Source organism: Streptococcus infantis (assembly GCF_964243025.1).
Classification (GTDB): domain Bacteria; phylum Bacillota; class Bacilli; order Lactobacillales; family Streptococcaceae; genus Streptococcus; species Streptococcus infantis_N.
This window is the reverse complement of sequence record NZ_CAXTDJ010000002.1, coordinates 258,310-271,144: the sequence shown is the minus strand read 5'-3', so window position 1 is coordinate 271,144 and position 12,835 is coordinate 258,310. Positions and strand designations below refer to the sequence as shown.

Sequence of the window (12,835 nt, the reverse complement as noted above, 5' to 3'; positions counted from 1 at the left end):
AGAAATGACTAATAATAAAAATGTAATTTTATCTGCTCAAGATATTGTCGTGGAATTTGATGTTCGTGACAAAGTTTTGACCGCTATTCGCGGAGTTTCTCTTGAGTTGATTGAAGGAGAAGTTCTTGCCTTGGTTGGAGAATCTGGTTCGGGTAAATCAGTTTTGACAAAAACTTTTACAGGAATGTTAGAAGAAAACGGGCGTATCGCTCAGGGGAGCATCGATTACCGTGGACAAGATCTAACAGCACTTTCGTCTCACAAAGATTGGGAACAAATTCGTGGGGCAAAGATTGCAACTATCTTCCAAGATCCTATGACTAGTCTGGACCCAATCAAAACAATCGGAAGCCAAATTACCGAGGTTATCATTAAACACCAAGGTAAAACAGCTAAAGAAGCAAAAGAAATGGCTATCGACTACATGAATAAGGTTGGTATTCCTGATGCTGAAAAGCGTTTTGAGGAGTATCCATTCCAATATTCTGGAGGGATGCGTCAACGTATCGTTATCGCTATCGCTCTTGCCTGTCGTCCGGATGTGCTTATCTGTGATGAGCCAACAACTGCCCTTGACGTAACTATTCAGGCTCAGATTATTGACTTATTGAAGTCTCTACAAAATGAATACCACTTTACAACAATCTTTATCACACACGACCTTGGTGTGGTAGCAAGTATTGCTGACAAAGTTGCGGTTATGTATGCTGGTGAAATTGTTGAGTATGGTACAGTTGAGGAAATCTTCTACGATCCACGTCACCCATACACATGGAGCCTCTTATCAAGTTTGCCACAGTTGGCTGACGATAAAGGGGAATTGTATTCAATTCCGGGAACACCTCCATCACTTTATACAGAATTGAAGGGAGATGCTTTTGCTCTTCGTTCAGATTACGCAATGAAAATTGATTTCGAAGAAAAAGCACCCCAATTTGCTGTTTCAGATACTCATTGGGCTAAAACATGGTTACTTCATGAGCAAGCACCAAAAGTTGCAAAACCAGCAGTAATTGCAGATTTACATGACAAGATTCGTGAGAGAATGGGTCTTGTTCATCTGGAAAACTAGGAGGAAGGAAATGTCTGAAAAATTAGTAGAAATTAAAGACTTAGAGATTTCCTTCGGTGAAGGAAGCAAAAAGTTTGTAGCTGTTAAAAATGCTAACTTCTTTATCAACAAAGGTGAAACATTCTCACTTGTTGGAGAATCTGGTAGTGGTAAAACAACAATTGGTCGTGCAATTATCGGTTTGAATAATACCAGCAAAGGTGATATCATCTTTGATGGTCAAAAAATTAATGGTAAAAAATCACGTACTCAAGCGTCAGAATTAGTCCGCCGAATCCAAATGATTTTCCAAGACCCTGCTGCTAGTTTGAATGAACGTGCAACAGTTGACTATATTATTTCTGAAGGTCTTTATAACTACCACCTATTTAAGGATGAGGAAGAAAGACAAGAAAAAGTTAAAAAGATTATCAGTGAAGTTGGACTTTTATCTGAGCATTTGACACGTTATCCTCATGAGTTTTCAGGTGGACAACGTCAACGTATCGGGATTGCCCGCGCTTTGGTTATGGAACCTGATTTCGTTATCGCGGATGAGCCAATTTCAGCCTTGGACGTTTCTGTTCGTGCCCAAGTTTTGAACTTGCTCAAGAAATTCCAGAAGGAATTGGGCTTGACCTATCTTTTTATCGCCCACGATTTGTCAGTAGTTCGTTTTATCTCTGATCGTATCGCGGTAATTTATAAGGGTGTCATTGTTGAAGTGGCTGAAACTGAAGAATTGTTTAACAATCCAGTTCATCCATACACACAAGCACTTTTATCAGCTGTGCCGATTCCAGACCCAATCTTGGAACGTAAGAAAGTTTTGAAAGTCTATGATCCAGACCAACATGACTACGAAACTGATAAACCGTCTATGGTTGAAATTCGTCCAGGACATTATGTTTGGGCTAACCAAGCAGAATTGGAACGCTATAAAAAAGATATGAACTAATGAAAAGTTTTATAATCTTCCTAGTATTATTCTAGAAAGGTTATGAAACTTTTTTATTTTGCAGATAAAAAGTTGATAATCTATATAAATTTGATATACTGAATACAATAAGAACTAATCTGTTAGAAATGATATGAACTAGGGGAGAATCACATGGACAACCAACCAAATTTTTTTACAGGAATGGCTAGAACGATTGGGATATGCCTCTGGGCAAAAGGAATGGAAGTTTTAACTGAAAAGAAGGAATCCGAGCCAGAAGTGTTAGAGTTGACTAGATTTATTCTAGCTTTAAAACTAAGTTCTTCCTTACCAGGGATTCTTGGACTTCCTAGAAAGGAAGATAAAAAATGAAATTTATTTGGGATATTTTATTTTATATCCTAGTCAAGCCACTGATTACGATTGTAGAATTCATTTGGTATCACATTTGTTTATTTTTTTATGAACTCCTTTTGAATTTGTTATATTCGATTTTTAACTGGATTTATAACTGGCTTTTTAGTTTATTTTAAAAGACTCTGAAAGAAATCAAAAGGATGAGTAATTTACTCATCCTTTTTCTATTTATCTAAATCTTTATAGATTTATTGGGAACACTCTTTTTTACCTTTAAGCAAGAAGGTTGCAGTTAAAGCTAAACTGAGACTTGCCATAAAGAGGAGAGGACTAGACTCTTCTCCTGTGGCAGGAAGCTGCTTGTCAATTGTAGAATTTTCACCATTGAACTGGTTTTTATTTGCTAATGGACTAGCTTCTTCGATTTGACTTGAGCTTGGTTGTTGGACTTCTGTTTCAGTCTTGTAGACGATAGCATAAGTAGTCAAATCAATGGTGAGAAACTCAAGCATGCCATCACGAATTGTGAAATCTTGTTCTTTCAAGTCTTTTTCTGAACTGAAGCGATAGAATCCTTGGACTTTACCAGAAATTGGTAATCGAACCAGTACAGCACCTTTTGCTTGGATTAGTTGACCATTTTCATTCTTGAGTTGAATGTTGTAGGCATCATATTTCTTGCCCAAGAGTTCCTGCTTGTCTACTTTCTGGATTTCAAGATAACTTGCTTCACCTAGCTCTTTTGCTCCACTGATAACTTGAACTCCGGTAGCCTGGTCTTTTAAGACTTTGAGTTTAAACTCAGGAAGAGAGATGATAGGCGCCGCTTGGTCGCTCGCAGTACCGATAGGGCCAGTGTATTCAGGAATATCCACAATAGGCGCCGCTTGGTCGCTCGCAGTAGCGATAGGCTTAGTATATTCAGGAATATCTACGGTAGGCGCTGCTTGTTCCCCTGCAGTACCGATAGGCTTAGTATATTCAGGGATATCTACAATAGGCGCCGCCTGGTCGCTCGCAGTACCGATAGGCTCAGTGTACTCAGGAATGTCCACGATAGGCGCTTCCTGTTCTCCCGCAGTACCGATAGGGCCAGTGTATTCAGGGATATCTACAATAGGCGCCGCTTGGTCGCTCGCAGTAGCGATAGGCTTAGTATATTCAGGAATATCTACAGTAGGCGCCGCTTGGTCGCTCGCAGTACCGATAGGCTCAGTGTACTCAGGAATATCCACAATAGGCGCTTCCTGTTCTCCCGCAGTACCAATTGGGTCAGTATATTCAGGAATGGTTACTACTGGAGCAGGCTCGTCCCCTTTGCTTGTAACAACTGGATTTTCTACAGGTGCAGTTTTTCCTTTTGGAAAGACTGTTACAATAGTACTGCTTCGTGTTTCTCCTAGGATAGCATAAGCTTCTATTGGATTGCCAGTTTTACGTTCCGTAGTTTCAGGAATGTCGATTTCTACCTTGTTATCCTTTATGCTTAATACAGTTTGCTCGCCAGAAGTGACAAGATGATTTTCATCGACTTTTCTTAGGAGTAGGGGATCTGTAACACCAGGGAATGTCACAGCAACAGCATCCCAGTTACCAGTTGGTAAAGTTAGGGTAACTGTCTTATCTTCTACCTTTATAGGTTCGAGGCTTGGTGTATCTAATGATACTGATGGAGCTTTTAGAATATCGAATGAATCAAGGGAGATTTTCTTTCGACCGTCTGGAGAATCTGGGTCCACTTTCAAAGTTAGGACATGGTCGCCATCTGCTAGATTAGTAAACTCTCCAATCAATGCTCCTTTTTCGGTAGCTCCGGCAGTGTAGAAGTCAAGGCTTGGCATTTCTTTTCCATCGAGAGTCACAAGTGCCTTACCAAGGGCAGATGTTTTCAGTCCATAGATACGGATACCTGTACCAGAGAATGGAATTCTTGCAGTTGCTTCAGGAGCGAGACTATCGTCTGCATTAATATCTGCATATTTCTCTGTAGAAGCATAGAGTTCCGCATCAGTCCAGTCTTTAAATGCTGAACCGTATTGGATACGAGAATCACGATCATCTATCTTCTCAACTGTTTCTCCTTGACCTGGGAAGACCTTGAAGTAGTCTAAGGAAATTTTTGAGTGTTCACTTCCACGTCCTTTATGTTCTCGTTTAACAGTGATGGTCATGAGGTGAGGACCTGAAGAAAGATTTGTATAACGACCGATTAGGACACCCTTTTCAGTAGCTCCAGCCGTATAGAAATCAAGCTCACCAACAGATTTGCCATCAATTGTAACCTCAGCAAGTCCTAATTGAGAAGACTTGAGTCCGTAAATTTCAATACCAGGTCCATTGAAAGGAATGGTTGCTGTTGCATCCTTATCGGAATAATTCCCATTTGAGATATCGGCGTATTTTTCTGTTCCGCCAAATAGTTCTGAGTCAGACCAGTCTCCAAAGGCAGCGCCATACTGAATGCGAGAGTCACGATCGTCCATGAGCTCACTAAAGGCGGAAATTGAAGCAACATCAGAAACAGGTGTTGAACGGTCTCCTAGCATAGCCTTAACGGTATAAGTATAGACATGGCTTGAATTAATAGAACGGTCGATAAAGCGAGTTTGGTTTGTTGTAAATTCACGGACAGTAGAAGTTTGACTAGTTTCATCTCTACTTTCCCGATGGATGACATAATGAGTCGCCCCTTCAACTGTATTGAAGTTGAGTTCAGCAGTCGTTGAATCTTTTCGTTGGGCAGTCAGACGAGTAATACGACCAGGGAAGTTTTCAAAGGTAATGACATCGCCCTTTTGAGTAGCAAGCTGGATGCGATTGTCTTTGATGCGGGTAGCTTGTACTTCCTTACCGCTTACCTTGACAAGGCTAGCTTCGATATTTGGATAGTCTACGACTAAATCTCCACCAACATTAGAAATGAAAGATAGCGTTTCAAGATTCTTTTCTTTCCATTTCATACTGACTTCAAAGTTACCACGAGCTACTAGGCCTGAGACTTGACCATCTTTCCATGCATCTGGAAGGGCTGGTAATGGGGCAATGTAGCCGGTGTGAGATTGAAGGAGCATTTCTGCCATTCCACTGGTTGCACCAAAGTTCCCATCAATTTGGAAAGGAGCGTGCGTATCCCAGAGGTTTTCTAGAGTTGAGGATTTGAGTTGTTCTGCCAGCAAACGATGGGCACGATTTCCATCTAGGAGACGAGCCCAGAGGTTGATTTTATTGGCCTTAGACCAACCGGTACCACCATCTCCACGATGGTTTAGGGTTGCGCGTGCTGCTTCCAGATATTCAGGCTGATCTTTGCCAAATAAGGTTCCTGGGAAGAGCCCAACCAGATGAGAAACGTGACGGTGATGATTTTCAATGCCTTCATTAGTGAATTGAGGACTGTCTTCCTCATACCATTCCTTGATACGGCCATCTTGGTTGATATGAAGTGGTTTGAGCTTGTCAAATTTAGCCTTCACTTCTGTCACCAAATCTTGGTCGACCTTCAGGTGATTGGCTGCCTCCATATAGTCGTGGAATAACTGCCAAACTAGAGATTGGTCAAAGGTATTCCCAATCGTGATAGTTCCATGCTCTGGTGAGTAGGATGGAGAAGAAACCCAACGGTCACTAGATTTGTCGTAGTGCAAGAAGGAATTCCAGAACTTGGCTGTTTCCTTGAGCATTGGATAAATCTTTTCTTTGAGATAAGTTTCATCCTTGGTGAATTTGTAGTAGTCATAGACGTTCTGCATCATCCAAGCATTGGCAGCAGGAGACCAACCCCAGTAATAATTCCAACCTGGAGTTGTCCAGCCAAATGGTGTCGCTTGAGTATGAACCAACCAACCGTTTTCTTGGCCTTCTTTGGATTCGATACCTGCATATTCTTTAGCAGCGATACGACCATAGTAGCGCATGTCATCAATATAATTGACCATTGGCCTAGCAGTTTCTGCAAGATTGTTCATGTAGGCAGGCCAGTAGTTCATCTGAAGGTTGACATTGAGGTGGTAATCTGAGTTCCAAGGTGGATTGTCTACAGCATTCCAGACTCCTTGCAAGTTGGCAGGAAGGGCATCTGTCCGGTCACGAGAAGAACTAATGAGTAGATACCGTCCGTATTGGAAGAAGAGCTCTTCTAGTTTTTGCCCTTTTTCTGGGTTGTAGGTATGCAGAGCTTCTTTTGTAGTTTGGTTAGACTTGTTGCCACCAAGATTTAGTTGAACACGATTGAAGAGACTTTGATAATCCTTGATGTGGTTATTTTTAAGGGTTTCATAATCTTTTGCCTTGGCAGCTTCTACGATAGACTTAACAGTATTTTCTAGGTCAATATCCTTGCGATAATTGGTTTTTGGATTTTGAGCAAAGTTGGTCTTGGCACTGAGTAAAAGGGTCGCATAGCTGGCTCCGGTGACAGTCAAATAGCCATCTTGTGCAGTGACTTGTCCGTCTGTCTTGATTCCAAGATAGGAGGCAAATTTCAGACCATTGTCTTTGACAGTTCCTTTGAGCAAAATACCATTAGAATCAGTCGTAACTGCCCCTTGTTTATAATTCGAATATTCCCAGGAGTAGTCGCCATTCGCAATCAAATCTTCAGTCAAACTATTCCAGAGTGTAAAATCAAGGGTCTTATCCCCTTTTTTACTCAAGTGGGTCACAGTAACATCGTCAGGATAGCTAGAGAAGGTTTCGCGTTTAAAGTTTGTACCGTCTTGGGTATAAGAAGTGGTCGAGATGGCCTCAGAAATATCTAAGCCACGATGATAGTCGGTAACATTCTCCAAGCCTTTCTTTTGGTTGTTAAAGACCATAAAGATATCACCAAAAGATAAGTAACGGCCATACTGAGCATTGTTTGGTCCAACTAGGTTGCGCTCCGCTAATTGTTTTGCTTTTTGGCGGTTTCCTTCTTCTAATGCCTTACGAATTTCTGCTAAGACCTTATAGCGGTCTTGATAGTTCCCCCCATTGTAATCGGTGCTATCCGGTTGCGGTCCACCAGACCAGAGAGTTTTTTCATTGTATTGGATTCTTTCTTCACCGATGAGCCCAAAAACTTTTGCCCCCATTTCTCCATTTCCGACTGGCAGGGCTTGTTTTTCCCAGCCGTCATAAGAAGGAGCAGTTGGTTGGTCGTAATGAAGTTGATAGTTTTCTTGCTTAGTCATAGGAAGTTCTGGTTTTTCACTCTCCTTATTTTCAGAAGATTCAACTACAGCGTTAGTCTCTGATTGATTATGTATTTGAGGTGTTTCCTTTTCAGGTTTTACCTCTTTGTCAGCTAATTCAGTAGAAGTTTGATTTTCTGTGCTTGGTTGATTTTCCTCATCCTCTTGAGTAGGTTCCTCTACTTTTGTATTCACTTGAACCGTAGTCTCACTGACACTTGCTTGATTTTCTTTCACTTCGATGCCATCGGCAGCTACATTCTGTGTCGCTAGAAAAACAGCTCCCAGTAAAACAGAAGCAGTTCCAACGGTCAATTTTCGTATGCTATACTTACAGGATTTTTCCCAATAGCTCTTCTCCATAAAAACTCCTTTCTCAAATCTGTAAGCGCATACATTTTCTTGTAAAAAAAAATAAGCCTTGCAGAAAGATGTTTCCTTTGTTTTGTATAATCTTAATATAGCAAATAAATCGATTCAATGCAAGGTTTTTTAGGAAAAACTGAATTATTTTACCAAATTTTAGTTCTTTTTTTTAATTTTATTGAATTAAAAAAGATTAGAGCTGAGAAAGAATCTGAGTAATGCCCTACCCTTTTGAAAGCGTAAATCAAACTAGTCAGGCGTGGGACTTTATGGTATAATATAGAAGATTCAAAAAGAAACAGGAGAAATATTATGGACCTTATTTTAGCAATTGTCTTGATTGTTTTAGCTTTTCTAGGTGGAGCTCTTGGAGGAATGTACTTGGTGCGCAAGCAAATTGAAAAAGAATTTGCTGATAACCCACGTTTGAATGCAGAAGCAGTTCGTACTCTGTTGAGTGCAAATGGTCAAAAACCAAGCGAAGCTAAGGTACAACAAGTGTACCACCAAATCATTCGCCAACAAAAAGCAGCCCTTGCTAACAATAAAAAGAAATAAATAGGAAAAGTCTGGGATGAAAATTCCAGACTTCTCACTATGTTCAACTGATATTTAAGGATAAGACTTTTTCCTTGCATTCTATTGATATTTGATTATGATTAAGAGGGAGATAGTCTGGAGTTTACCATTCTGTCAGAAATTTCAGCGAGAAATGTAATGATAATGAACTATCAATCAGAAAAATAAGACTAGAAAGAAGACTGTATGGATAATCGACCAATTGGTTTTTTGGATTCGGGCGTTGGAGGCTTGACCGTTGTACGTGAGCTCATGCGCCAGCTTCCTCATGAAGAAATCGTCTATATTGGAGATTCGGCAAGGGCACCTTACGGGCCTCGTCCTGCTGAGCAAATTCATGAATATACTTGGCAGTTGGTCAACTTTCTTTTGACTAAGGATGTCAAGATGATTGTCATCGCTTGTAATACTGCAACAGCAGTTGTTTGGGAAGAAGTCAAGGCTAGGTTGGATATCCCTGTCCTGGGTGTCATCTTACCGGGTGCGTCAGCGGCTATCAAATCCAGCCAAGGTGGTAAAATTGGTGTAATCGGAACACCTATGACTGTATCATCTGACATCTATCGTCAGAAAATCCATGATCTGGATCCGGATTTACAGGTGGAAAGCTTGGCCTGTCCCAAATTTGCTCCCTTGGTTGAGTCTGGTGCCCTTTCAACCAGTGTGACAAAGAAAGTAGTTTATGAAACCCTGCGTCCATTAGTGGGCAAGGTAGACAGCTTGATTCTGGGCTGTACCCACTATCCGCTTCTCAGACCCATTATCCAAAATGTGATGGGCCCGGAAGTGAAACTGATTGATAGTGGAGCAGAGTGTGTACGGGATATTTCTGTATTACTTAATTATTTCGAGATTAATCGTGGCCGCGATGCAGGGCCTCTACAACATCGTTTTTATACGACGGCAAATAGCCATAGTTTTGCTCAGATTGGAGCGGAATGGCTAGAAAAAGAGATTCATGTGGAGCATGTAACATTATGACAAACAAAATTTATGAATACAAGGATGACCAGGACTGGTATGTAAGTGTCTGGGACGTCTACGGTGGAATCTATAGCCTCATAAAAGATCCTCTTGATCTCGATTTTATGGATTTGGCTCGCATTTTCCGTGATGAGGAAAATGGTTTTCCAATCACGATTACGGTAATGCGCTGGTCTTCCAACTTCCGCTTGCTATCTTTTATCGTTGAGATTTTAAATGCAGAAGCCGGTCGAAACTTGGAAGTCATTCAACGCCAAGGTGCCTTGCTCTTAGTTGAAAATGGACAACTCTTGCATGTGGAGTTACCTAAAGAAGGAGTAGATGTTGAAGCCTTCTTTGAAACTAGCAAAGTCAGAGAAACCTTGTTGATAGCGACTCGTAATGAAGGGAAGACCAAGGAATTTCGTGCTATCTTTGACAAACTTGGATATGATGTGGAGAATCTCAATGATTACCCAGATCTGCCTGAAGTTGCTGAAACCGGTATGACCTTTGAAGAAAATGCTCGCCTTAAGGCTGAAACCATCTCAAAATTGACAGGCAAGATGGTTCTAGCAGATGATTCTGGTCTTAAAGTCGATGTCCTCGGTGGATTGCCAGGCGTTTGGTCAGCTCGATTTGCAGGAGTGGGAGCCACTGACCAGGAAAACAATGCTAAACTCTTGCACGAATTAGCCATGGTCTTTGAACTCAAGGACCGTTCGGCACAATTCCACACCACTTTGGTTGTGGCTAGCCCAGGTAAGGAAAGCTTGGTGGTCGAAGCTGATTGGCCAGGCTACATTAACTTTGAACCTAAGGGTGAAAATGGTTTTGGCTATGACCCTCTTTTCCTAGTAGGAGAAACAGGCAAGTCATCAGCTGAATTAACCCTTGAAGAAAAAAATAGTCAATCTCACCGTGCCTTAGCCGTTAAGAAACTTTTGGAGGTATTTCCATCATGGCAAAGCAAACCATCATTGTAATGAGCGACTCCCATGGAGATAGCTTGATTGTAGAAGAAATACGTGTTCGCTATCTTGGAAAAGTTGATGCCATTTTTCACGATGGTGACTCGGAGCTTCGCCCAGATTCACCAATCTGGGAAGGGATTCGGGTAGTTAGAGGAAACATGGATTTCTATTCAGATTATCCAGAACGCTTAGTGACTCAACTGGGTCCTACCAAGATTATCCAGACTCACGGACACTTGTTTGACATTAACTTCAATTTCCAAAAACTAGATTTCTGGGCTCAAGAGGAAGATGCTGATATCTGTCTCTATGGTCACTTGCATGTGCCAAATGCTTGGATGGAAGGGAATACCCTCTTTCTAAATCCAGGTTCTATCAGTCAACCACGTGGAACCGTCAGAGAATGTCTCTACGCTCGTGTGGAAATTGATGACAGCTATTTCAAAGTGGACTTTTTGACACGTAATCATGTGGTTTATCCTGGCTTATCCAAGGAGTTTGCTAGATGATTGCCAAAGAATTTGAACTCTTTTTGCTGGAACAAGAGAAAACCTTTTTGACTTCTGCTGAAAATTTGGCTGTACTCATTGATACTCACAATGCAGATCATGCAATTCTCCTCCTTAGCCAGATGACTTATACACGAGTTCCAGTAGTGACTGCTGAGAAAAAATTTGTTGGGACCATAGGGCTTAGAGATATTTTTGCATATCAAATGGAGCAGGGTTTGAGTCAGGAAGTCATGGCGGATATGGATATTGTTCACATGACAAAGAAGGATGTCGCGGTAGTTAATCCAGACTATACATTGACGGATGTTTTACATAAGCTAGTGGATGAGTCTTTCCTGCCAGTCGTTGATAAGGATGGTATTTTCCAAGGGATTATCACGCGGAAGTCAATTCTCAAGGCTGTCAATGCCCTCCTGCATGATTTTAGTAAGGAATATGAGATTCGAAGCAAATGAGAGAATGGATTTTAACATTTTTAGAAGAAAAGCAAAATCTATCTAGTAATTCTAAACAGTCTTATAAATATGACTTGGAGCAGTTTTTAGATCTTATTGGAGAACGAATTTCTGAGACAAGTTTAAAAATCTACCAAGCCCAGCTATCAAATTTTAAAATTAGTGCCCAAAAGCGTAAAGTTTCTGCTTGCAATCAATTTCTTTACTTTTTATACCAGAAAGGAAAGATTGACACCTTTTATCGTTTAGAATTGCCGAAACAGGCTGAGAAAAAACAAGTTAAGTCAGAGCTTTTAGACTTGAGTTCTTTCTGGCAAGAAAGTACCTATCCAGAAGGGCGTTTAATAGCCTTATTGATAGTTGAATTGGGCCTCTTGCCTAGTGAAATTCTAGCCATAAAAATAAGTGATGTGAATCTAGATTTTCAGGTGTTGAGAATCAATAAAGCCTCTCAGCAAAGAATCTTGAGTCTTCCCACAAAATTACTTGCAGAGTTAGAACCCTTGATGGGACAGACCTACCTCTTTGAAAAAACTGGTAAGCCATACTCTCGTCAATGGGCCTTTCGTCAGTTAGAAGCCTTTCTAAAGGAAAAAGGTTTTGCAGATTTATCGGCTCAAGGATTGAGAGAACAGTTTATACTGAGACAAATTGAAGAGAAGGTTGACTTGTATGAAATCGCCAAAAAATTGGGATTAAAAACAGTTATGACCTTAGAAAAATATAGATAATGGATATTAAATTAAAAGATTTTGAAGGACCTTTGGACTTGCTCTTACACTTGGTTTCAAAGTATCAGATGGATATCTATGATGTACCGATTACAGAAGTTATTGAGCAGTATCTAGCCTACATATCAACCTTACAAGCCATGCGTTTAGAAGTGGCAGGTGAATATATGGTGATGGCTAGCCAACTGATGCTGATCAAAAGTCGTAAGCTCTTGCCAAAGGTTGCGGAAGTGTCTGATTTAGAGGATGACCTAGAGCAAGATCTCCTTTCTCAGATTGAAGAATACCGCAAGTTTAAACTTTTGGGAGAGCAGTTGGAAGTGAAGCACCAAGAACGAGCTCAATATTACTCAAAAGCACCGACAGAGTTGATTTACGAGGATGCAGAACTCGTGCATGATAAGACCACGATTGATCTTTTCTTAGCCTTTTCAACCTTACTGACCAAGAAAAAGGAAGAATTCTCGAAAAATCATACAACTATTTTACGGGATGAGTATAAAATTGAGGATATGATGCTCATCGTTCGGGAAGCCTTGGTAGAAGGGCAACAGCTATGTTTGCAGGATTTGTTTAAAGAAACCAAGGATTTACAAGAGGTCATTACACTCTTTTTGGCGACCCTGGAGTTGGTTAAAACCCAAGAAATTCTCTTGATTCAAAAAGAGAGTTTTGGAGATATCTATCTCATGAAAAAGAATGAGGAAAATCAAGTAGAGCAAAGTCAGGCTTGATA

General features: G+C 40.7%; 11 protein-coding genes. 10 read left to right on the top strand and 1 reads right to left on the bottom strand.

The window, feature by feature from the left end; translation table 11 throughout:
* The first annotated feature begins 4 nt into the window (after positions 1-4).
* From ACESNQ_RS03615 to ACESNQ_RS03605, 3 genes are all read left to right on the top strand, one after another.
* Complete coding sequence (locus ACESNQ_RS03615) at positions 5-1,072, top strand: ABC transporter ATP-binding protein (protein ID WP_373075090.1); 1,068 nt, start codon at positions 5-7, stop codon at positions 1,070-1,072.
* A 10-nt stretch (positions 1,073-1,082) separates the two neighbouring features.
* Entirely contained in the window at positions 1,083-2,009 is a 927-nt protein-coding gene (locus ACESNQ_RS03610; protein ID WP_004251696.1) for an ATP-binding cassette domain-containing protein, read from the top strand.
* A 153-nt stretch (positions 2,010-2,162) separates the two neighbouring features.
* On the top strand, positions 2,163-2,363 hold the full coding sequence (locus tag ACESNQ_RS03605) for a mechanosensitive ion channel protein MscL (protein ID WP_373075087.1): 201 nt from the start codon (positions 2,163-2,165) through the stop codon (positions 2,361-2,363).
* A 233-nt stretch (positions 2,364-2,596) separates the two neighbouring features.
* Here ACESNQ_RS03605 and ACESNQ_RS03600 read toward each other — a convergent pair whose 3' ends face one another.
* Positions 2,597-7,882, bottom strand: a complete 5,286-nt coding sequence (locus ACESNQ_RS03600; protein ID WP_373075085.1) for an SIALI-17 repeat-containing surface protein — start codon at positions 7,880-7,882, stop codon at positions 2,597-2,599.
* Positions 7,883-8,197: 315 nt separating this feature from the next.
* On the opposite strand from ACESNQ_RS03600, the gene ACESNQ_RS03595 reads away from it, so the two are divergent.
* The 7 genes from ACESNQ_RS03595 (at position 8,198) to ACESNQ_RS03565 (ending at position 12,833) form a co-directional block, all read left to right on the top strand.
* Complete coding sequence (locus tag ACESNQ_RS03595; RefSeq protein ID WP_004251708.1) at positions 8,198-8,443, top strand: YneF family protein; 246 nt, start codon at positions 8,198-8,200, stop codon at positions 8,441-8,443.
* A gap of 207 nt (positions 8,444-8,650) precedes the next feature.
* Positions 8,651-9,445, top strand: a complete 795-nt coding sequence (gene racE, locus ACESNQ_RS03590; RefSeq protein ID WP_373075083.1) for a glutamate racemase — start codon at positions 8,651-8,653, stop codon at positions 9,443-9,445.
* On the top strand, positions 9,403-10,413 hold the full coding sequence (locus tag ACESNQ_RS03585; RefSeq protein WP_373075081.1) for a nucleoside-triphosphate diphosphatase: 1,011 nt from the start codon (positions 9,403-9,405) through the stop codon (positions 10,411-10,413). Before racE ends, ACESNQ_RS03585 begins: the two co-directional genes overlap by 43 nt.
* Complete coding sequence (locus tag ACESNQ_RS03580; protein WP_373075079.1) at positions 10,389-10,910, top strand: metallophosphoesterase; 522 nt, start codon at positions 10,389-10,391, stop codon at positions 10,908-10,910. Before ACESNQ_RS03585 ends, ACESNQ_RS03580 begins: the two co-directional genes overlap by 25 nt.
* On the top strand, positions 10,907-11,368 hold the full coding sequence (gene cbpB / locus ACESNQ_RS03575; RefSeq protein ID WP_373075077.1) for a cyclic-di-AMP-binding protein CbpB: 462 nt from the start codon (positions 10,907-10,909) through the stop codon (positions 11,366-11,368). The genes ACESNQ_RS03580 and cbpB overlap by 4 nt, the downstream gene beginning before the upstream one ends.
* Positions 11,365-12,099 carry a site-specific tyrosine recombinase XerD gene (gene xerD / locus ACESNQ_RS03570; RefSeq protein ID WP_373075075.1) on the top strand — a complete coding sequence of 245 codons (735 nt, stop codon included), beginning with the start codon at positions 11,365-11,367 and terminating at the stop codon, positions 12,097-12,099. The genes cbpB and xerD overlap by 4 nt, the downstream gene beginning before the upstream one ends.
* Positions 12,099-12,833, top strand: coding sequence for a segregation/condensation protein A (locus tag ACESNQ_RS03565; RefSeq protein WP_373075073.1), 735 nt, complete (start codon positions 12,099-12,101; stop codon positions 12,831-12,833). Before xerD ends, ACESNQ_RS03565 begins: the two co-directional genes overlap by 1 nt.
* The last annotated feature ends 2 nt before the right edge of the window (positions 12,834-12,835 follow it).